The organism is Acidovorax sp. Root568, assembly GCF_001427445.1.
In the GTDB taxonomy this organism is placed as follows: Bacteria; Pseudomonadota; Gammaproteobacteria; order Burkholderiales; family Burkholderiaceae_C; genus Acidovorax; species Acidovorax delafieldii.
This window is the reverse complement of the sequence record NZ_LMGP01000001.1, coordinates 268,393-289,369: the sequence shown is the minus strand read 5'-3', so window position 1 is coordinate 289,369 and position 20,977 is coordinate 268,393. Positions and strand designations below refer to the sequence as shown.

Below are 20,977 nucleotides of genomic sequence, written 5' to 3'. Positions count from 1 at the left end.
CGGAAACCGCCGATCCTATGCGCTGCGCCGGATTCTTGCAGGCGCCGGGGCGCAACCCCGGCACCCGCTGCGTGGTGCAGCGGGGAGGGGTCGCGTCAGCTGTCGTATCCAGGCAGGTCGCGCTGCACCTTGCGCAGCAGCGCGGGCCAGGCAAAGGCGCCGCCCAGGCCGCCGGTCTGCACGCGCATGGCCTGGGCCACGCCGCTCACGATCTGCGGGTTCACCTGCGTCAGTTCGCCGCCGGCCTGTGCGTCGATCTGGATGCGGCAGGTGTTCTCGAAGGTGTACATGGACAGGAAGGCGTCGGCAATGGTCTTGCCCACGGTGAGCAGCCCGTGGTTGCGCAGCATGAGGAAGTTGGCTTCGCCCAGGTCGGCCTGCAGGCGCGGCTTTTCTTCGTCGCGGAAGGCCACGCCTTCGTACTCGTGGTACGCCAGCGAGCCCAGTACAAAGGTGCTTTGCTGGCTGATGGGCAGCACGCCGCCCTTTTGCGCGCTGACGGCCACGCCGGCGCGCGTGTGGGTGTGCAGCACGCAGCCCGCCTCAGGCCGGGCCTCGTGCACGGCGCTGTGGATCACGAAGCCGGCAGGGTTCACGGGGAAGGGCGAGTCGTGCAGCTTGTTGCACAACATGTCCACCTTGATCAGGCTCGACGCCGTGATCTCGTCGAACATGAGGCCATAGGGGTTGATGAGGAAATGGTGCTCGCCCGGGCCTGACACCGACTCGGGCAGTTTGGCGCTGATGTGGGTGAAGACCAGGTCGCTCCAGCCGTACAGCGCGACGAGCCGGTAGCACGCGGCCAGGTCGCAGCGCAGCTGCCATTCTTCAGGGCTGACGCTGCCTTGCAGCGAGGGGATGTTGAGCATGGTGGTGTCTCCGCTTTTTGTAGAGGTGGGAAACGCCACTGTAGGACGGTCTTGCCCGAGGGTCTGTCAGGCAGGCTACACCTGACGCACAACGGACGGAATGGTCGCCCCTGTGGTCCAGGAGCAGCCACACTGCAGTCTGACCGCCTGTGCGTTCAGCGTCAGCGCGTCAGTACTGCTGACGCTGCCGAAGTTGCCGCCGCCCGAGCCAGCCCAGTCCCAGCGCCGCCAGAGCCAGCATCCAGGGCTCATTGACAGGAATCCCCGTGGCTAGGGCCGTCACATTGATGTTCAGCGTGATGACCGAGGACAGGCCATTGGCATCTGTGACCTGGATGACCAGCACGTAGCTGCCGGGAGCCGTGGGTGTGCCGACCAGCATGCCGCTGGCGCTGAGCGACATGCCTGGTGGCAGCGTGCCCGAGTTGATGGCAAAGGTGTAGGGACCTGTGCCGCCAGTCACCTGTATCTGTCCGCTGTAGGGAATGTTGACAAGGAGTGCGGGGGGCGGGGTGATGACCAGCGTGCTGGTCACGGCGCCCGTGCCTGTCAGGTCCAGTTCGCGGCCCAGGAAGTCGGACACCGTGATGGTGAAGCTGTAGGCCGCTGCGGTAGTAGGGGTTCCCGTGAGGGCGCCACTGGCCGACAGGCTCAGGCCGACGGGTAGCACACCGGTGCTGACCAGGAACTGGTACGGCGCCACACCATTGCTGCCCACGAAGGTCACGCTATAAGGCACACCCTGCACCGGGACGGGAATGGAGGAGGGCGTGACGTTGATGCTCTGGGCTGCGGCGGTAGCGCTCCACAGCAAGAGGCCTGCGGTCCCTGCTCCTGCCAGGAGTTGTCGGCACCAGGTGGCCGCAGCCCGGGCTGCGCGGGCCATCATTGCGCACCTCCGCGCTTGCGTTGGAGCTGCCGTTCCAGGACTGAGAGGCGTTCCGCCAAGGCCAGGAGTTCCTCATCCTTGGCAGCCAGCTTCTGGTGCAAAGCCTGGACTGTCGCGGCGGCCAGACCCGCGACATCGCTGGGTGCAAGCGTCTGCGGGCTAGCCCCCAGCTGGAAGCGGTGGTGCACGTCTTCGGCCATGGGGCCCAGGTGCAGGCTGGCGTTGAGGTCGCTCAGGTAGCGCCAGGCATACAGCGGCAGCTGCGCCACCTCGCCCAGAATGACATGGACCGGCGCCGCTGTGATGTCGTGCTTGAGCGTGCGGCTGGAGCCCTGGCTGAGCGTACCGGCGATCACCAGGCCGCCGCTCGACTGTACCGACAACGCGTTGCTGCCGCTGCCGCTCGGTGCCAGGCTGACACTGGACGTAGTGGTGTGCTGGGTCCAGTACGCTGAGCCCGTGCCATGCGCCAGGCGCGCTGCGATGGAGCCGTTGTTCTGTAACTCCATCTGCACGCGCGTGGCGGGGGCCGCCGCGCTGTTGTCAATCAGCAAGGTGCCGGTGCCGTCGCTTCGGCGCAGGTTCAGCGACGCCACGGGGCGGGGAGTCCCCAGGCCGACGTTGCCGCTGCCGGCGATGTCAAGGCTGGAGTGCGGTGCCCCAGGCCGGATGCGCAGGGGCAGGCGCGAGCCGCCCGTGACGTCGCGCACGAAGAAATTGGCCTCGTTGCCGGCAATGTCCCAGGTCTGGGCTGTGAAGCCGCTGGTGTTGCTTTGCTCGAGCCGTACCCCTGGGGTATCGGTGGTCAGCATGTGCAGGTCCAGCGCGGGCACGGCCGTTCGGATGCCCACGCGCCCCTGTGGGCTCACGTGAAGACTGTGTGCCGGTGCGCCGGCCATCCAGCGTGCGGGAAGTTTGGCGCCCGTGGCATCCTCGATGGCCATGTAGCTGGCCCCACCACTGGAGGTGTCATTGGCGACCAGGGTCCATCTGTTGTTGGGAAATGGCGTGAGCCGGGTGTCCCAGAAACCGATGCGGGTGTTGTTCTCCTTCAGCCGCAGGGTGTCATCGCCAAAAACCTCGTTGTTGACGCAGTCGAGTCCTGTGCAGACGCTGCCCTGGACGATGTGGTCGTCGGCGACCACTTGGTCCTTGGTGGTCATGCGCGTGCTGGCCCGGATGGCGGCAGGTGCCGTGGTGGTGCTGTCGGCCGCACCGACCTCGCCACGCGGCGGTGCCTGAGGCGGCAGCACGAAAGAGCCACCGGCCACGGTCACGTAGCCGCTGAACTGGGCACCTATGGGGCTGGCTGCGGGCGCTGCTGGAGCTACAGCGGCATCGTCACGCCGCACTGCGTTGGTGGCAGGTGCGAGTGTCAGTTCGTAGACGTAGCGCCCGTCGGGCAGAGGGGTGTCCTGCAGGGAGAACACCAGCGGGCTGCGCAGCACGAAGTCCTGGGGCGTGCCGCCGTCGCGCGCGACGCGCAGCACGGCACGGCCATGGGGCGCGGCGGGTGTCCACTCCAGCCGCTGGGCCAGCAGGCGGACTGTGACAGCGGCGGCGCTGGCGGCGGCCTCCGGTTGTTGTGCCTGCACGCTCTGGCACAGCAGCGACGCTGCGAGTGCCGTGGCCATCATCAGCAGGGCGGCAGTGCGCGGTTGTGGCCGGCTCTGCGAGGGGTTGTGGTGGTGCATGGCTGGCGACCCCTTCAGCGTACGGGCTTGGCGGGGACCGCCATCTGGGCTTCGAGCAGGGAGATGCGGGCCCGGATCGCCGCAATGTCGGCCTCGCGCTCTGTCACCTTGCGAGCCAGCTCCTGCACGGCCCCAAGGGTCACGCCCGCGAGGTCGCCGGGCGCCAGGCTCTTGTCATCCTGGCCGAGCTGGAAGATCTTGCGGAAGTCTTCAGCCATGGGGCCGACGTGGCGTTCCTGTGCGGGGCTCGCGGTGTAGCGCCAGTGGTACAGCGGCAGGCTAAGCACTTTGGCCAGCAGGCTGCTGCCGTTGATGGGCTCGATGCCCGTCTTGAGCGTGCGGCTGGAGCCGGTGCTCAGCGTTCCGGTGATGGCCAGGTTGCCGTTGGCCGCCAGCGTGAGCTGGGGGGTACCCGCGCCCTGTGTGGCCAGTGTGAGCGTGGTGCTGGCTGTCATGTCCCAACCGGTGGCCGCTGCCGTGGTGAAGCGCAGCGTGGCCGGGCCGTTGTTGGTCAGGTTCAGCAGGGTGCGCTGTGCGGCTGTGCCGCTGGTTTCCTGGACCAGGACTTGGGCCGTGCCGTCGGTGCGCAACACATGCAGTGCAGCGGCTGGCGACGCAGTGCCCAGGCCGACATTGCCCGATGCCGCGATGTCCAGGCTGCTGGTGGGTGCTCCAGGGCGTATGCGCAGCGGCAGGCGTGAGCCACCTGTGACGTCGCGCACGAAGAAATTGGCCTCGTTGGAAGCGATATCCCACGTCTGCGCCGTGAAGCCGCCCGCCGAGGACTGCTCCATGCGGACCCCTGGCGTGTCACCCGTCAGGGCATGCACGTCCAGCACCGGCGTGGCGGTGCGCAGGCCCAGGTCGCCGCCGGAGCTGACGTAGAGGCTGTTGGTGGGGGCCCCGGCACTGACGCTGAAAACCTGGTTGCCGGTGGCCGCATCCTCGATGGCGAGGTAGGAGGCGCCGCCCGAGGCAGCGTCGTTGGCCCGGATGCGCCAGTCGTTGGTGGGAAATGGGCTTACGCTCGTATCCTGGAAATGGATGATGGGGTTGGCGCCCTTGAGCCGCACCGTGTCGAAGGCGAAGGACTCGTTGTTCACGCAGTCGAGCCCGACGCAGAGGCTGCTCTGCACGATCAGGTCGTCGGCAACCACCTGGTCCTTGGTGGAGAACGTGGCTGCCGCCTTGGTGCGTGGCGCCGGCACGCTGTATTCGGTGCCGCCCACCTGTAACTGACCCTGGTCCACGACAAAGGAGCCTGACACGATGCGCTGGGACAGCGTGGCCTGGGCCAGGGCGGGGTCCATGAGCGGAGGCGGGTCCAGACTCAGTTCATAAAAGTAGCGTCCGTCGGCCAGGCCCGCGCTGCGGGGTTCCAGCACGATGGGCGCGCGCGCGAACGCCAGATCGGTGGTGCTGCCGTCGGGGCGCGCCAGCCGCAGCTTGGCCGCGCCGTGGGCTGTGCTGGGGGTCCAGGTGATGCGATCGGCCTGGCGGGTGGTGGCGATGGACGGGGCAGCGCTCTGGGCAGCGCAGGTGGTGGCGATCAGGCTCGCCACCAGGGCCATCGAGGCTCGGTGCAGAAGGTTCATGGCGGTGTTCTCGAAAGCGCGGGCGGAGAAGGGCTCCCAGGAGCACCGACACGGTCAGGGTGGCGTGTTCGCCGCGTGCTTGCCGTTGGTTACTCGTAGAAACAAATTGAGTCTGAATGACCAGTGCTGATGCGTCAATCGAGAAATGCGCGAGGGTGATTGTTGTTTTTGTGATACATCATGCGGGCGGGTTGGCGGGTGCGTTCTCGCCGAGCGCGCCGCCGCTTTGCCGCCCTGCCGAGCGCGGTCAGGCTGCTCCTGGAATCGGTGCGCGCATGCCCGCGTTCAGCAGGTTCCAGGCGTTGATGATGGCGATGGCAAAGCCCAGGTCGGAAATCTCGGCGTCGGTGAACAGGGCCTTCAGCTTGGCGTACTCGTCATCGCTCGCGTCGCTGTGGGGGGTGGCGGTGATGATCTCTGCCCAGCGAAACGCAGCGCGTTCGCGCTCGCTGAAGAACGGTGCCTCGCGCCAGCCAGCCACAGCGTTGAGGTGGCGCGGATCGGCGCCGTCCTTGACGAGCGCGCTCCAGTGCATGTCCATGCAGTAGGCGCAGCCGTTGATCTGCGAGATGCGCAGGAACACCAGCTCGGCCAGCCGGGTGCCCAGTGGGCCTTTCTTGATGGTTTCAGAGACGTTGACCAGGCCCATGAAGGCCTTGGACGACAGTTGGTGGTAGGGCAGGCGGGCGCTGTGTTGCGACATGGAAAACTCCTGGTGTGAAAGGGTGTTGATAACGGCGGTGAAAGACGGCGCTCGTGTGTAGCCTTGTGGCCTTGCTACCGTATGGCCACACTGCCGTCTTCCATACCCTTCAAGACGCTGCACCGTGCCAGGTTGTGACAGGTGGCCTGCGTTTTTTCTGCCCTGGCGCACTCGCCGGAGCTGCCCGCGTGATGGTCTGCGCAGACGGCGCTATGCCCGTGTCTTTACAGCGGCAGCATGGCCGGGATGCCGGCCAGCTTGTCCGGGTTGCGCACGGCGTAGATGGCCACGATGCGCTCGCCATCGGTCACAAACGCCTGGGCCGACTCGATGCGCCCGTCCACATAGCGCAGCAGGCCCGGCTCGCCGTTGATGAGCGCCATGCGATACACCACCTGCGTGCCCAGGCGCCGGAACACCGCCCAGTACAGGTTGGTGATGCGAAACGGCCCCACCAGCGGCTTGGGAAACGAGGGCACGATGCCACCGCCATCGCCGATGAGCTGGGCGTCTTCGCTCAGCAGCGCCTCGATGGCGTGGCGGTCCCCGCTCTGGGCGGCATTCATGAAGCGTTGCAGCAGCTGGTGGTGCACCGCCTGCGGCACCTCAAAGCGGGTGCGCGCCTGCTGCACGCGCTCGCTGGCGCGGTGCACCATCTGGCGGCAGCTGGCCTCGGTCTTGCCCAGCTGGGCGGCGATATCGGGGTAGTCGTAGTCGAACACCTGGCGCAGCAAAAAGGCCGCGCGCTCCTCGGGCCCCAGCCGCTCCAGCACATACATGAACGCCACCGACAGCTCGCCCGCCAGTTCCGCCGCCGATTCGGGCGTGTAGGTGTCCAGCTCCACCAGCGGCTCGGGCAGCCACCAGCCCACATAGGCCTCGCGCTCGGCCTTGGCCGCCCGCAGCCGGTCGATGGACAGCCGCGTGACGATGGTCACCAGCCAGGCCTCGGCCGACTGCAGAGTGCTGGCGTCGGTGCGGCTCCAGCGCAGCCAGGCGTCCTGCAGCACATCCTCGGCATCGGCCCGCACGCCCAGCATGCGGTAGGCAATGCCAAAGAGGCGAGGGCGCAGGGTGGTGAAGGGGTCGGTGGTGGTGGTCATGGCAATGGCGGCGGTGGAGTGCTTTCAGTGAAGCACAGACGGCGCACACCTGCAGTTTGTGACAGCCTGGCTTGGAACTATCGTTTTTATAGCTGCTAGTGCATGTGGCACTAGCGCTTGAGTTCACTTTGGGGCTTGAAACGCCTGCAGTGTCCCTCCGTGGCCCCGCGAAACAGACTACGGGCGCGCGGCCGGCTGCGTGAGCGATTCCAGCCGGGACAGGTAGTGCATGGCGTGTGCCTGGCTGCTGCCGCACATCTCGGCAGAGGGCGTCAGCCCCGCGCACACCGCTGGGCGTTCGGGTTGGCCAAAGATGCGGCAGCGCGCATCGTCCGCCAGCTGAATGCACCGCACCCCGGCCGGCTTGCCCAGTGGCATGCCGGGGATGGGCGAGCTGATGGAGGGGGCGGTGCAGCAGGCGCCGCAACCGGGGCGGCAGTCCACGGGCGCGCCGCCTTATTGGCCGCCAGCGGGCTGCAGGCGGCTGGCGCCCCACAGCACCTGGTCCACCACGGCACGCACGCGGTCGCGGTGGGCTGGCTGGACGAGGGCGCCGCTGTCGTCAAACGCGCTGCCTGCCGAGCCCAGGGCAAATGCCTTGGGCGCCAGCCAGCATTCGGCATTGATCAGCAGGGGTGCCAGGTGGCTTTGCGAGCGCAGGCCACCCAGGGCGCCGGGCGAGGCACTCAGCATGCCCACGACCTTGCCGCGAAAACTCTTGCCACCGTCCTGCCAGTCGGGGTTGCCCTTGACGGGGCTGGAGGCCCAGTCGATGGTGTTCTTGAGCAGGGCGGTGTAGCTGCCGTTGTACTCGGGCGAGCAGATGATCCAGGCCGGGTGCTGCCAGAGGATTTCCTTCAGCCGGATCACGTCGGCAGGCGTGCCCTGGGCTTCGAGGTCGGCGTTGTACAGCGGGATGTTGAAGTCCGACAGCTCCATCAGCGTGACGCTGGCCCCTGCATCGCGCGCGATGGCAGCGGTGGCGTGGGCCAGTTTGCGGTTGAAGGATTGCTGGCGGGTGCTGCCCGCGAAGATGAGAAGTTGGGTAGTCATGCGGGCCATTGGAGCACAAAGCCGCGGCAGGAATACTGCAAGCTGCCGCCCTCCGGCGTGTGGGGGCGGGCGTTTGTTTCACGTGAAACACCTGCCCAAGGCCGCAGGCGCTGGTAGCGCTGCGGATGGGTGGCGCTACCGCTGTCACCAGGGCTTTGCACAAAAAGCATGCAAAGGTGGGAAAATCGTGGGTTTCCCCTTGCACCCTTGCCGCCCCGATGGGCTGGTGAATGATGCATCCCGCCCCAGTGCGACCCGCCCTCGTTGGGCCGTCGCAGGAGGGCGGGCGGTTTTGAATGTCGGGCCCCCCGGGCCCCGGAGCACCCCCATGTTGTACCCCCAGGAATTTGATGTGATCGTTGTCGGCGGTGGCCATGCAGGCACCGAGGCCGCGCTGGCCGCTGCCCGTATGGGCAGCAAAACGCTGCTGCTGACCCACAACATTGAGACCTTGGGGCAGATGAGTTGCAACCCCAGCATTGGCGGCATCGGCAAGGGCCACCTGGTGAAAGAGGTGGATGCGCTGGGCGGGGCCATGGCGCTGGCGACGGACGAGGGTGGCATCCAGTTCCGCATCCTCAACAGCTCCAAGGGCCCTGCGGTGCGCGCCACGCGCGCCCAGGCCGACCGCATTCTGTACAAGGCTGCCATCCGCCGCATGCTGGAGAACCAGCCCAACCTGTGGCTGTTCCAGCAGGCGGTGGACGACCTGATGGTGGAAGGCGACCGCGTGGTGGGCGCCGTGACGCAGGTGGGCATCCGCTTCCGCAGCCGCACCGTGGTGCTCACGGCGGGCACCTTTCTGGACGGCAAGATCCATGTGGGTCTGAACAACTACGCCGCGGGCCGGGCAGGGGACCCGCCGGCGGTGTCGCTGTCGGCGCGCCTCAAGGAGCTGAAGCTGCCGCAAGGGCGCCTCAAGACCGGCACGCCGCCCCGGCTGGATGGGCGCAGCATCGACTTCTCGAAGTGCACTGAGCAGCCCGGCGACGGCATGCCCGGAGGCGTGAATGAGGGAACGGTGCCGGTGTTCAGCTTCATGGGTAATGCACAGATGCACCCGCGCCAGATGCCCTGCTGGATCACCCACACCAACGAACGCACGCACGAGATCATCCGCAGTGGCTTTGACCGCAGCCCCATGTTCACCGGCAAGATTGAGGGCGTGGGCCCGCGCTACTGCCCGAGTGTGGAAGACAAGATCAACCGCTTTGCCGACAAGGACAGCCACCAGATCTTTCTGGAGCCCGAAGGCCTGACCACACACGAGTTCTACCCCAACGGCATCTCCACCAGCCTGCCGTTCGACATCCAGTACGACCTGGTGCGCAGCATGCCGGGGCTGGAGAACGCGCACATCCTGCGCCCCGGCTACGCCATCGAATACGACTACTTCGACCCGCGTTCGCTCAAGAGCAGCTTTGAAACCCGCCAGATCCAGGGTCTGTTTTTTGCCGGCCAGATCAATGGCACCACCGGTTATGAAGAGGCGGCGGCCCAGGGCCTGTTTGCCGGCATCAACGCCGCGCTGCAGTGCCGGGGCGATGCGCCCTGGCTGCCCGGCCGCGACGAGGCCTACCTGGGTGTGCTGGTGGACGACCTGATCACCAAGGGCGTGACCGAGCCCTACCGCATGTTCACCAGCCGGGCCGAGTTCCGCCTGCAGCTGCGCGAGGACAATGCGGACATGCGCCTGACGGAAGTAGGGCGCCAGATGGGTCTGGTGGACGATGCGCGCTGGGATGCCTTCAGCCGCAAGCGCGATGCGGTTTCACGTGAAACAGAGCGCTTGAAGGCCACCTGGGTGAACCCGCGCAACCTGCCTGCCGCTGAATCCGAGCGGGTGCTGGGCAAGAGCATCGAGCACGAATACAACCTGTTCGAACTGCTGCGCCGCCCCGATGTGAGCTACGCCAACCTGGTGTCGATGGACGGCGGCAAGTACGCATCGGCCGATGTTTCACGTGAAACCCTGGGTGACCTGAGCGACCCTGTGCTGGAGCAGGTGGAGATTGCCGCCAAGTACGCAGGCTACATCGACCGCCAGAAGGGCGAGGTGGAGCGCGCTGCGCACTTCGAGAAGCTGCGCCTGCCGCCCGACCTGGACTACATGCAGGTCACCGCACTGAGCATCGAGGCGCGCCAGGTGCTCACCCGCCACCGGCCCGAGACCCTGGGCCATGCCTCGCGCATCACGGGCATTACGCCTGCGTCGATCTCGCTGCTGATGGTGCATCTGAAGAAGGGTGGGTTCAAGGAGTTTGCCGTGGCACCCGCCATGCCATCCAAGGCAGAAGGCGAAGTGGCGGCATGACGATGGCGGTGAACAGCAACCACGACAGCCTGCGCCAACAATTGCAAGCCGGGGTCGACGCCCTGGCGCTGGGCCTGAGCGATGCGCAGGTTTCCCTGCTGATGGACTTCCTGGCGCTGCTGCAGAAGTGGAACAAGGTCTACAACCTGACCGCCGTGCGTGACCCGCAGGAGATGATGACGCACCACCTGCTGGACAGCCTGGCCGCCGTGGCGCCGTTGCGGCGGCATGTGGCGGGCCTGCAGCAGGGTGGGGTGGCGGCGGTGAAGCTGCTGGATGTCGGGTCGGGCGGTGGGCTGCCCGGTGTGGTGTTTGCCATCTGCTGCCCGGATGTGGACGTGAGCTGCGTGGACACCGTGGGCAAGAAGGCAGCGTTCATCCAGCAGGCAGCAGTGGCGCTCAAGTTGCGCAACCTGCACGGCGTGCATGCGCGGGTTGAGACGTTGAGCATGCCGTTCGATGTCATCAGCTGCCGTGCGTTTGCCTCGTTGCCAGACTTCGTGACCTGGTCGCGCAGCGCACTGGCCGCGCCCCATGGCGTATGGCTGGCCATGAAGGGCAAACATCCCCAGGAGGAAATCGCCGCCCTGCCTGGGGATGTGGCAGTGTTTCACGTGGAACAGCTCACGGTGCCGGGTCTGGACGCGGAGCGCTGCATCATTTGGATGAAGCCCGCCTGATGGCTCTGTCCTCAGTGCGCCGACTTTTCGGCGGGTGGGGCAGGGGGCTCGCGTAAACTCGGCTCCTCAACCGGGTGCATCTTTCGGTCGCACCCTCCCCGCGCACCAGGAGAAACCATGTTCGGCATCGCAGACTACGGCGCCTTTGTCGCCGCCATCGTGTTGTTCCTGCTCATTCCGGGCCCTGGCAATCTGGCGCTCATCACCTCCACCAGCAAGGGCGGTATTCGCGGCGGCATGGCGGCCACCATGGGCGTGATTGCGGGCGACCAGGTGCTGATGTGGGCGGCAGTGGCCGGTGTGGCTGCGTTGCTCGCCACCTACCCCACCGCCTTCCACGCGGTGCAGTGGCTGGGGGCCGCCTATCTGGCGTGGCTGGGTTTCAAGATGGTCACGGCCAAGCCGGGCGCCCAGCCCATCCTGAACATCGAGCCACGCCACTATTTCAAGCAGGCCGGGCTGATCACCTTGCTCAACCCCAAGGCCATCGTTTTCTATATGGCGTTCTTTCCGCTGTTCGTCGATCCTGCACGCCACCAGGGCATGCTGACCTTTGGCGTGATGGCGGCCACGGTGGCGGCACTGACGTTTCTCTATGGCCTGACTGCCGTGCTGCTCACGCACCACCTCGCCGAGCGCATGCGCGCCAACCCGCGCATCGGCCGCGTGCTGGAGAAAGTGGCAGGCGTCTTCCTGATCGGCTTTGGCATCAAGCTGGCCATCTCCAAATAACACCACACGAACTGCAGCACCCACATGGCCAAGATCTTTTGCGTTGCCAATCAAAAGGGTGGGGTGGGCAAGACCACCACCACCGTCAACCTCGCCGCCGGCCTGGCCAAGATCGGCCAGCGCGTGCTGATGGTGGACCTGGACCCGCAGGGCAACGCCACCATGGGCTCGGGCGTGGACAAGCGCAGCCTCGACCTCACGGTGTACGACGTGCTGCTCGAATCCGCCTCGGTCAAAGAGGCGGCCGTGCTGTCGGACAAATGTGGCTACTGGGTGCTGGGCGCCAACCGCGAACTGGCCGGGGCCGAGGTGGAACTGGTGGCGCTGGAGCACCGCGAAAAGCGCCTCAAATCTGCGCTGGCCGAGGCTGATGGTGACTACGACTTCGTGCTGATCGATTGCCCTCCGTCGCTGTCGATGCTCACCCTCAACGGCCTGTGCAGTGCCCACGGCGTGATCGTGCCCATGCAGTGCGAATACTTCGCGCTGGAAGGGCTCACGGACCTGGTCAACACCATCAAGCAGGTGCACGCCAACCTCAATGCCGACCTGCAGATCATCGGCCTGCTGCGCGTGATGTTCGACCCGCGCATCACGCTGCAGCAGCAGGTGAGCGACCAGCTCAAGGGCCACTTTGGCGACAAGGTGTTCAACAGCGTGATTCCGCGCAACGTACGCCTGGCCGAGGCGCCCAGCTATGGCCTGCCCGGCGTGGTGTTTGACCCGGCCGCCAAGGGCAGCCAAGCCTTTGTGGAGTTTGCGCAGGAGATGGTCGAGCGCGTGCAAACCATGCCTCCAGCAGCCTCTTCCATGGCCAAAATGGCCGCAGGCGCTTGAAGAATATGCGGTAGCAGCTATTAATTTGATAGTAATGAAGGCCTCCAACATCCTGCTGCTGCCTGGCTGGCAGAACTCTGGCCCCGACCACTGGCAAAGCCGCTGGGAGGCCGCGCACGGCTACCAGCGCGTGGAGCAGCACGACTGGATGCGCCCGTTGCGCGGCGACTGGTCTGCGCGCCTCGAAGAAACCGTGGCCGATGCGGATGGCCCCGTGGTGCTGGCGGCGCACAGCCTCGGTTGCATCCTCACCGCCTGGTGGGCGGCGCACACCCGCCACGCGGCCAAGGTGCGCGGCGCGCTGCTGGTGGCGCCGGGCGATGTGGAGCGGCCCGACCTGGCTGCGCAGATCCACGGCTGGGCGCCCATTGCGCGCCAGCCCTTGCCGTTTCCGGCGGTGCTGGTGGGCAGCCGCAACGACCCGTACTGCAGCTTCGAGCGCGCCGAAGGTCTGGCCCAGGCCTGGGGTGCGCGGTGTGTGGACTATGGCGAGCGCGGGCACATCAATGCCGAATCCGGGCTGGGTGACTGGGACGAGGGGCGCGGCTGGCTGATGCAGCTCGCCACCCCGGCATGAGCCGCTGGGCTTTTTGGCGCAAGCGCCCGGATACGGCGGGTGTTGCACAGAGCCAATTACCCACGATGGCGCAGCGTCCTGTGGCGCTCTACTGGCCGCTCGATGCGCTGCAAGTGGTGCTCGCCTGGCTGCTGCCCAGCGGGGCGGTGGTGGTGGGCGCGCTGGGGCAGTTCATGCTGGCCCTGGTGCTGCTGGCCATCGGGTTTGGTGTGTGGCTGCGCCTGTGGCGCAGTCGCAAGCGGCGCCGCGTGGCGAGCCGCTCTGCGCGTTGATGTTTTGAACCCTTGTTGCCGACCCATGACCAAGATCAGCCTGCCCGCCCTTGCCGACCAACTGCCCCGCGCCTGGAACTCCACGGTGGTGGGCCAGGCTGCGGGCGCCAACGTCAAGGTGCTGCGCATGGACGACGCCGCCTACCCCGACGAATCGCACGACTTTGACGAAGCCCTGTTGGTGCTGGACGGCTGCATGCGCCTCGCCCTGCAAGGGCAGGTCACCGAGGTGAACGCGGGCGAGGTGTTCATCGTGCCCGCTGGCGTGCCCCACGCCGTGGCGCCCGGCAGCCACGGCACGCTGGTCATCATCGACCGCTGATTCTTAGCCCTTTCCTTTTCCTTTCGCGAGACGCATTTCATGGTCACCAAAAAACCCAAGGGCCTCGGCCGAGGCCTGGAAGCCCTGCTGGGCCCCAAGGTCGAAGACAAAGTGGAGCAGGCCCAGGCCGCCGAAGCGGGCCTGCCCAGCAGCCTGCCGCTCTCCGAGCTGGTGCCGGGTGTGTACCAGCCGCGCACGCGCATGGACGAGGGCGCGCTGTACGAGTTGGCCGAGTCCATCAAGGTCCAGGGCGTCATGCAGCCCATCCTGGTGCGGCGCCTCACGGGGGGTGAACACGCGGGCAAGTACGAAATCATTGCGGGCGAGCGGCGTTTTCGGGCCTCCCGCCTGGCGGGCCTGGCCGAGGTGCCGGTGCTGGTGCGCGATGTGCCGGACGAGTCGGCCGCCGCCATGGCGCTCATCGAAAACATCCAGCGCGAAGACCTCAACCCGCTGGAAGAAGCCCAGGGCCTGCAGCGCCTGGTCAAGGAGTTTGGACTGACGCACGAGCTGGCTGCCCAGGCCGTGGGCCGCTCGCGCAGCGCCGCCAGCAACCTGCTGCGCCTGTTGAATCTGGCCGAGCCCGTGCAGACCATGCTGATGGCGGGCGACATCGACATGGGCCATGCGCGTGCACTGCTGTCGCTGGACCGCGCCGCGCAGATCACGGCGGGTAACCAGATCGCGGCCAAGAAGCTGTCGGTGCGCGAAGCCGAGGCCCTGGTCAAAAAGATTGGTGCCGAGTTCAGCCTGGTGCCGCAAAAGCCCCAGAAGGAAAAGTCGCGCGACCTCAAGCGCGTGGAAGAAGAACTGTCGGACCTGCTCATGGCCGAGGTCGAAGTGCGCGTCAAGAAACGCGTCAAGCGCAACGGCCGGGTGGAGGACATGGGCGAGCTGGCGATCCAGTTCGGGTCGCTGGAGGCTTTGAACGGTCTGATCGACCGCCTGCGCGGCTGACCCTCTCATCGCTCCGGGGCGCGGGGTTGTTGCGGCGCAAGATGGCGTGAAATAGCGCACACAAACGGTTTCCACAAGTAACTTGCAGGGGCAAAATGCGTCCTTGCGGGGCCTACACTGCGCTGCGTTCAACACACCCGGGTTGACCGCAAGGCCTCTTCACAGGGCGGCGACGACGCTGCTTTGCGGCCCATGATGGTTTGCCGGGTGATCCATGTATCTCCTGGAGCAGACCTGATGACAACCCCTTTGCGCTACCTGACCCCCGCCTGCCTGGCCGCTGGCCTGTGCATTGCCAGCCTGGGCGCCCAGGCCCAAAACACCAAGGCTCCCAAGGTGCAGCTGTGGATGGACCTGTCCACCGGCACCATGGTCGGTATGCCCGAGATGGACAGCCTGCCCGGTGGTGGCGGCATGCTCGGCGGCCTCATGGGGGGCATGGGCGGCGGCGCTGCGCCGGGCATGGGGGGCGGCAGCAACACGTCGTATGGCAACGCCCGCGCCATGTCCATCATGCCGCCGCGCGTCATCGATATCGCCTTGCACAACAGCCTGCGCCCCGGCGTCGAGGCCAGCCAGTCCATCCCGCCCGGCATGCGCATGGGCGAGTCCTTGCCGCTGATCCCGCCGCGTGCCCAGCCCACGCAGACCGAGCCGGGCGAAGTGCCGCGTGAGTACCAGCAACAGCAGCCCAAGGGCCGCATCCTGCTGTACTGGGGCTGCGGTAGCGCGGTGCGTGCGGGCCAGCCCCGCGTGATCGACCTGGCACGTGCCAAGCCCTCCGACTACGCCCAGGCCTTCGCGGGCCGTGCCGTGCCGGACCGGGGCCCGCGCGTGGGCCCGGCCTATGCGCTGTACCCCAACGAACGCAACCAGGTCAGCCTGTCGCGGGACAGCTCGGTGGTGGGCGAGCACCAGGTGCGTGGCGATGGCGTGCCTGCCTCCATGAAATTTACCCTGGGCGCGGCGCAGGACCTGATGCCCGCCATCGACCTGCGCACCACCGGCAAGCCGCAGGACAGCATGGGCACCAGCTGGCAGCCCGTGCGCAACGCGCGTGCCTATTACCTGCATGCCATGTCACAGAGCGGGGACGATCTGATCATGTGGTCCAGCGCCGAGACGCCGGACACCGGCATGGGCCTGTTCGACTACCTCTCGCCCGCCACCATCGACCGCTGGCTCAAGGAGCGCGTGCTGCTACAGCCCGAGACCACCCAATGCGCCATCCCGCAGGGCATCTTTGCGGGTGGCGGGCGCGATGCCACGCCCATGTTGCGCATGATGGCCTATGGTGGCGAGAGCCACATCGTGTACCCACCCCGCCCGGCCGACCCCAAGGCTGCGTGGGAGCCTGAATGGTCGGTGCGCGTGCGCGTGAAGTCGCACACCATGGCCATGCTGGGTGAAGAGATGCAGGGGCGCCGTGGCGGCATGGGCGCGGCACCCGGCGCACCGTCGGGCGGCACAGGCGCTTACTCCAGCGGCATGGGCGGTGCACCCGCAGGCCAGCCACCTGCGGGCGACGGCGGCACGGACGCGGGCAACGTGGTCAATCCCGTCAATCTGCTGCGCGGCATTTTTGGCCGCTGAGAACGGAACCATGCTGGCCCTGCGCATGCCCTGGCCCCTGCCCGCGCTGGCGGCGTGGGCGTGCGCATGGCTGATCTTTGTGGCGCTGCAGCGGGCGGTTCCGCCGGTGGCCGCTTTGCTGGTCGCCTGCCTGCTTGGCACGGCTGCCAGCGTGCTGGGCGACAGCTGGTGGCGGCGCGGGCTGATTGCCGCCGGGTTCCCGTTGTCGCTGGCGCTGCTGGGGGCGGCCAGCCTGCCTACCTGGGCGTGGCTGGTGCCGCTGTCGCTGTTGCTGCTGGTCTACCCGCTCAATGCGTGGCGCGATGCGCCCCTGTTTCCCACGCCGCGCCACGCGCTGCAGTCTCTGGCCGTGCAGGCGCCGCTGCCTTTGGGTGCGCGGGTGCTCGACGCAGGCTGTGGCCTGGGCGATGGCCTCAAGGCCTTGCGCCATGCTTACCCTGCCGCCCAGCTCGACGGGCTGGAGTGGAGCTGGCCGCTGCGCCTGCTGTGCGCCCTGCGCTGCCCCTGGGCGCGGGTGCAGCGTGCCGACATGTGGAAGGCCGACTGGAGCGCCTACCAGATGGTGTACCTGTTCCAGCGGCCCGAGAGCATGGCTCGCGCGGCCGCCAAGGCCCAGGCCGAGCTGGCGACCGGCGCGTGGCTGGTGAGCCTGGAGTTTGCGGTGCCGGGCTGGCTGCCCAGCGCCCAGCTGCGTGCGCCCGGCGGGCGGGTGGTGTGGCTGTACCGCATGCCGCGCCAGCAGCAGGAGGGATGACATGCACACCATGCTCCACTGTGCCGGTCCCTGTGTCCGTCTGCGTCACCGGCCCCACACGGTTACAGAAAAGATACAAGCTTTTGCTACATTGCGCGGCTGGCTACAACCCCATACACAACAACCAAGAAACTCACAGCCAGAGGGGGCCGCACACAGCACGTATCCGCGCCGGGAGGGGGCGCACGGGCTGCCAGCACCCGCCTTGACCGGACTTCCACCACGCACGCCGTATTCACAGCACCCTCCCTCTGGCGGGGCTGTTGCACGGCTGCGCGTGGTAAGCGCGGGGTGTTTCTGGTGAGCAACCGACCGATCTGCAAGGAGCATCCATGACCGCCCACCCACCCCGTTTCCGTCCGCGCCTGCTATGGGCCCTGGCACTGAGCGCGGCCCTCACCGGCTGCGCCACCATGCAGAGCCATGACAAGCTGGCCACCGACATGCAAACCGCCGGGCGCAGTGGCGGCATCCCCGCCGCGCTGGCCAGCCTGGAGAGCACGGCCAAGACTGAAGAAGAAAAAACGGCGCTGCTCTACAACATGGAACGCGGCGAACTGCTGCGCATGGACCGCCGCTACCCCGACAGCACCAACGCCTTCCTGCTGGCTGACAACAAGGTCAAGGAATGGGAAGAAACCGCCAAGACCAACCCCAGCAAACTCATGGGCACCGTGGGCGCGGCGCTGATCAGCGAACGCCTGAAGGTCTACGAAGGCCAGGATTACGAAAAGGTGTGGGTGACCACGCGCCTGGCGCTCAACCGCATGGCCGTGGGTGATTTTGAAAACGCCCGCGTGGACATCAAGCGCACCCACGAGCGCGAAGCCATCATTGCCGAATTCCGCGCCAAGGAAACGCTGGCCGCTGAAGAGGAAGCCAAGTCCAAGGGCGCCACATCGGGTGGCAAGGAGCTGAATGGCTACCCCGTCGAGACCCTCAACGACCCCGAGGTGCTGGCGCTCAAGAACGGCTACTCCAACGCGCTGAGCCACTACCTGGCCGGCTTCCTGTACGAAATGCTCAACGAGCCCGGCCTGGCCGCGCCCGGCTACCGCAAGGCCATCGAGCTCAAGCCCGACACCCCCGTGCTCGAAGAAGGCCTGCGCGGCCTGGACAACCGCACCGGCTTCACTTGGAAGCGCCGCCAGCGCATGACCGATGTGCTCTTCATCGTCGAGGCCGGTGACGCGCCTGCACGCAAGCCCAAGGCCTTCACCATCCCCGTTCCCACCGGCCGTGGCCTGGTCACCGCCAGCATTTCGTACCCCGTGATCGAGCCTTCCAAGGATGCGCCCCTGACGGTGGTGTCGGCCGCTGGTACCGACCTCAAGCTCGAAAAAGTGGTGGACGTGAACGTGATGGCCCGCCGTGCCCTCAAGGACGAAATGCCGGGCATGGTGCTGCGTGGCTTCACCCGCGCCGTGGCCAAGGGCGTGCTGCAGAACGAGCTGCAAAAGCGTGGCGGTCTGATCGGCGGCATCATCGGTGCCGCTGCCTCGGTAGCCACCGAGCAGGCCGACGACCGCCTGTGGCGCATGCTGCCCGGCCGCGTGTATGTGGCCCGTGGCTACTTGCCTCCTGGCGAGCACACCGTCACCATCAATGGCCGCCAGTTGCCACAGCCGATCAAGATCGACGGCCAGTATGCTCTGGTGCCCCTGCGCATGTATGACAACAGCGTGCTGATCGGCGACGTGGCCATGCTGGGCCAGCTGCCCACGGTGGCGGCCGCACCCCAGCCGGCTCCCGCCGCAGCAGCGGCACCCGCGGCCCCGGTGCGCACCACCAACAACAACCGCGCCCGCACCGTGCCCTCGTCCACCGTCAAGCCCACGGCCGCCCAGCCTGCAGCGGCTGCCAAGAACTGACCCCTGTTTCTGACCCCATTCAAGGAGCCTCTGGCATGAGAACCCGTTTTGTCCCCGCCGCGATCCCTGCAGTGCTGTGCGCGGCCCTGATGACCCTGGCTGGCAACGCCAGCGCCCAGTTGCACGATCCCGCCACGCCGCTGGCCGTGGCGGCCAAGGTGGCGCTGCGAGGCGAGGCCAACAGCATCGCCGTGCGCGAGATGCGCATCGTGCGCAAGAACGACATCCTGGTGGTGCAGGCCGACATGGCCAACATGGGCCGCACCGACCGCACCGTGTTCTACCGCTTCAAGTGGCTGGACAACGTGGGCAACCAGGTGGGCGATGGCGAGTCCTGGAAGCAGATGAGCGTGCTGGGCTTGGGCCAGCAGACTGTCAAGAGCGTGGCGCCTACCTCTGCGGCTGTCGATCTGCGCCTGGAAATGAATGTGGAGCCGCGCTGATCGCGCCGCACCAATCCCTGTTTGAGTGAGGAGTAAACCAACATGAACACCAAGAACCGCATCCAGCGCAGCGCGCTGATCCTGGCCTTTGCGGCCAGCACCCTGGCCCTGTCGGCCTGCCAGAACCTGTCGTCCCCCACCGTGCGTTTTGACCGCCAGGTCAACTACGGCGACGCCAAGGCCGTCGAGCTGGTGACCAACGAGTTCGGTTCCACCGACCTGCAGATGATTGCCGAGAAGATGACCGGCGGTTTGCTCGAAACCGGCATCTTCCAGGGCCGCCCCACGGTGACGATCTCCACCGTGAAGAACAAGACCAGCGAGTACATCGACACCACCAACGTGATGAACTCCATCCAGACCGCGCTGGTCAAGTCCGGCAAGGTGCGTTTTGTGCGCTCCATCAACGAGATGCAGGCCGGTGTGGACGAGCTGCAGCGCCAGAACCAGAGCGGCCTGTACAAGCAGGGCACCACCGCCAAGGTCGGTCAGATGACCGCCGCCAAGTACAGCATGGAAGGCGAGCTGACCAGCATCGTCAAGCAGAACAACAGCACCAAGGACGTGTACTACAAGTTCACGCTGAAGCTGTTTGATGTGCAGGAAGGCACGATCGAGTGGCAGGACGAGAAAGAAATCAGAAAGACCAGCAAGCGCTGATCTGCCCCAAGGAGCACACCATGCAACGCAGAATCACCCTCCACACGGCCCTGGCCGTGATCGCGGCCACCACGCTGGCCTGGGGCACGGGCGCGCAGGCGCAGCAGCCCGGCGCCGCGCCCAAGATCGCCGTGACCGACCTGGCCTATGCCCAGCGCGTGTCCGAATACTTCCTGGCCGGCACCTACCAGCGCAGCAGCCAGATGAGCGCCCAGGGCAGCCAGGGCGGCAGCCACAGCCATGGCATGTACGGCGGCGGGGGCTCGTACTCCGGCCAGCAGTCCATGCAGGCGTCCGAGCAGGCCAGCGGCACCTATGTGGCCGGGCGCTACAGCTACATCGAGCAGCGCGAGCTGGGCGGCTATACCAACGACATCAAGGGCGCCATCCTGCAGGGCACGTACTTCCGCCTGGTGCAGGGCAAGGGCTTTGACGCTGGTAAGCCCCAGCCCAGCAAGGCCGAGCAGGTGCTCAACCAGGTGCAGGGCGGCAAGATGGCCACGCCCCAGGCACAGCCCCAGGTCAATGACGTGATCACCCGGATCAAGAAGGGCGAGTTCAACGGCGCCGACTACGTGCTGTTCGGCGTGGTGTCCAGCATCGAGTTCACCGACGCGCTCTCGCCCCTGCAGGGCACCACCAGCGCCACGCGCCAGTACGGCCTGCAGCTGCTGGCCGACTTCTCGCTCATCAACACCAAGACCTACGAGATCAAGGCCGCGTTCTCCGCCCAGGGCGAAGGCAACGACACCAAGATCCTGTCGATCCGTGGCGACATTGCGCCCCCCAACCGGGCCAAGGTGATGCGCGAAACCTCGCTGTCGCTGGCGCAGGACGTGTACCAGCAGCTCGCGGTGCAACTGGGCTACACCGACGCCAACCTGGCGCGCGGCGTGCGCCCACCGGTGGTTTACCAACAAGGCGGCCAGCCCATGCCCGTGCCGCAACCGCAGCAGCCCGAGCAGGTGCTGATCCTCAAGTAGCCGAGATTTTTGACAACCTCTTGAGGATGACGCACTGCTTGGCCCCTGCGCCGCACATTGCTGCGGCAAACAGGGC

General features: G+C 66.7%; 22 protein-coding genes. 14 read left to right on the top strand and 8 right to left on the bottom strand.

The genetic code is table 11. The features are described from left to right. Positions 1-95: 95 nt before the first annotated feature. The 8 genes from ASD75_RS01335 to ASD75_RS01300 form a co-directional block, all read right to left on the bottom strand. Complete coding sequence (locus ASD75_RS01335) at positions 96-869, bottom strand: class II aldolase/adducin family protein (protein ID WP_056742476.1); 774 nt, start codon at positions 867-869, stop codon at positions 96-98. 169 nt (positions 870-1,038) lie between these two features. Beyond that, positions 1,039-1,758, bottom strand: a complete 720-nt coding sequence (locus ASD75_RS01330; RefSeq protein WP_082564840.1) for an Ig domain-containing protein — start codon at positions 1,756-1,758, stop codon at positions 1,039-1,041. Next, positions 1,755-3,452 carry a tail fiber domain-containing protein gene (locus ASD75_RS01325; protein ID WP_056742470.1) on the bottom strand — a complete coding sequence of 566 codons (1,698 nt, stop codon included), beginning with the start codon at positions 3,450-3,452 and terminating at the stop codon, positions 1,755-1,757. Before ASD75_RS01325 ends, ASD75_RS01330 begins: the two co-directional genes overlap by 4 nt. A gap of 14 nt (positions 3,453-3,466) precedes the next feature. After that, a complete protein-coding gene (locus tag ASD75_RS01320; RefSeq protein ID WP_082564839.1) occupies positions 3,467-5,047 on the bottom strand; it encodes a tail fiber domain-containing protein in 1,581 nt (526 codons plus the stop codon). 247 nt (positions 5,048-5,294) lie between these two features. After that, the gene (locus ASD75_RS01315; protein WP_056742467.1) at positions 5,295-5,750 is read right to left on the bottom strand and encodes a carboxymuconolactone decarboxylase family protein; all 456 of its coding nucleotides are present in this window, start codon (positions 5,748-5,750) and stop codon (positions 5,295-5,297) included. Between the two features lie 224 nt (positions 5,751-5,974). Next, on the bottom strand, positions 5,975-6,853 hold the full coding sequence (locus tag ASD75_RS01310; protein WP_056742464.1) for an RNA polymerase sigma-70 factor: 879 nt from the start codon (positions 6,851-6,853) through the stop codon (positions 5,975-5,977). A gap of 177 nt (positions 6,854-7,030) precedes the next feature. Then, positions 7,031-7,297, bottom strand: coding sequence for a YkgJ family cysteine cluster protein (locus ASD75_RS01305; protein WP_056742462.1), 267 nt, complete (start codon positions 7,295-7,297; stop codon positions 7,031-7,033). A gap of 12 nt (positions 7,298-7,309) precedes the next feature. Further along, positions 7,310-7,906 (bottom strand): NADPH-dependent FMN reductase, encoded by a 597-nt coding sequence (locus ASD75_RS01300; RefSeq protein WP_056743165.1) that lies wholly within the window; start codon positions 7,904-7,906, stop codon positions 7,310-7,312. Between the two features lie 328 nt (positions 7,907-8,234). On the opposite strand from ASD75_RS01300, the gene mnmG reads away from it, so the two are divergent. The 14 genes from mnmG (at position 8,235) to ASD75_RS01230 (ending at position 20,901) form a co-directional block, all read left to right on the top strand. Then, a complete protein-coding gene (mnmG, locus tag ASD75_RS01295; protein WP_056742460.1) occupies positions 8,235-10,220 on the top strand; it encodes a tRNA uridine-5-carboxymethylaminomethyl(34) synthesis enzyme MnmG in 1,986 nt (661 codons plus the stop codon). A 2-nt stretch (positions 10,221-10,222) separates the two neighbouring features. Then, positions 10,223-10,900 (top strand): 16S rRNA (guanine(527)-N(7))-methyltransferase RsmG, encoded by a 678-nt coding sequence (gene rsmG, locus ASD75_RS01290; protein WP_056742458.1) that lies wholly within the window; start codon positions 10,223-10,225, stop codon positions 10,898-10,900. A 117-nt stretch (positions 10,901-11,017) separates the two neighbouring features. Further along, positions 11,018-11,632 (top strand): LysE family transporter, encoded by a 615-nt coding sequence (locus ASD75_RS01285; protein WP_056742455.1) that lies wholly within the window; start codon positions 11,018-11,020, stop codon positions 11,630-11,632. Positions 11,633-11,656: 24 nt separating this feature from the next. After that, positions 11,657-12,469: a ParA family protein gene (locus tag ASD75_RS01280; RefSeq protein ID WP_056742454.1), complete on the top strand. Its 813-nt coding sequence runs from the start codon at positions 11,657-11,659 to the stop codon at positions 12,467-12,469. 34 nt (positions 12,470-12,503) lie between these two features. After that, positions 12,504-13,046 (top strand): alpha/beta hydrolase, encoded by a 543-nt coding sequence (locus ASD75_RS01275; RefSeq protein ID WP_056742452.1) that lies wholly within the window; start codon positions 12,504-12,506, stop codon positions 13,044-13,046. Positions 13,047-13,111: 65 nt separating this feature from the next. After that, the gene (locus tag ASD75_RS01270; protein ID WP_235511515.1) at positions 13,112-13,318 is read left to right on the top strand and encodes a hypothetical protein; all 207 of its coding nucleotides are present in this window, start codon (positions 13,112-13,114) and stop codon (positions 13,316-13,318) included. 25 nt (positions 13,319-13,343) lie between these two features. After that, complete coding sequence (locus ASD75_RS01265) at positions 13,344-13,640, top strand: cupin domain-containing protein (protein ID WP_056742448.1); 297 nt, start codon at positions 13,344-13,346, stop codon at positions 13,638-13,640. A 39-nt stretch (positions 13,641-13,679) separates the two neighbouring features. Beyond that, a complete protein-coding gene (locus ASD75_RS01260; protein ID WP_056742446.1) occupies positions 13,680-14,597 on the top strand; it encodes a ParB/RepB/Spo0J family partition protein in 918 nt (305 codons plus the stop codon). A 237-nt stretch (positions 14,598-14,834) separates the two neighbouring features. Further along, entirely contained in the window at positions 14,835-16,190 is a 1,356-nt protein-coding gene (locus ASD75_RS01255) for a hypothetical protein (RefSeq protein ID WP_056742444.1), read from the top strand. Positions 16,191-16,200: 10 nt separating this feature from the next. Then, on the top strand, positions 16,201-16,944 hold the full coding sequence (locus ASD75_RS01250) for a class I SAM-dependent methyltransferase (RefSeq protein ID WP_056742442.1): 744 nt from the start codon (positions 16,201-16,203) through the stop codon (positions 16,942-16,944). A gap of 332 nt (positions 16,945-17,276) precedes the next feature. After that, complete coding sequence (locus ASD75_RS01245; RefSeq protein ID WP_056742441.1) at positions 17,277-18,815, top strand: COG3014 family protein; 1,539 nt, start codon at positions 17,277-17,279, stop codon at positions 18,813-18,815. Between the two features lie 35 nt (positions 18,816-18,850). Next, complete coding sequence (locus ASD75_RS01240) at positions 18,851-19,258, top strand: YcfL family protein (RefSeq protein WP_056056988.1); 408 nt, start codon at positions 18,851-18,853, stop codon at positions 19,256-19,258. Between the two features lie 42 nt (positions 19,259-19,300). Then, positions 19,301-19,918 (top strand): penicillin-binding protein activator LpoB, encoded by a 618-nt coding sequence (gene lpoB, locus ASD75_RS01235; protein WP_056742439.1) that lies wholly within the window; start codon positions 19,301-19,303, stop codon positions 19,916-19,918. Between the two features lie 20 nt (positions 19,919-19,938). Further along, on the top strand, positions 19,939-20,901 hold the full coding sequence (locus tag ASD75_RS01230; RefSeq protein ID WP_056742436.1) for a hypothetical protein: 963 nt from the start codon (positions 19,939-19,941) through the stop codon (positions 20,899-20,901). Positions 20,902-20,977 lie beyond the last annotated feature (76 nt).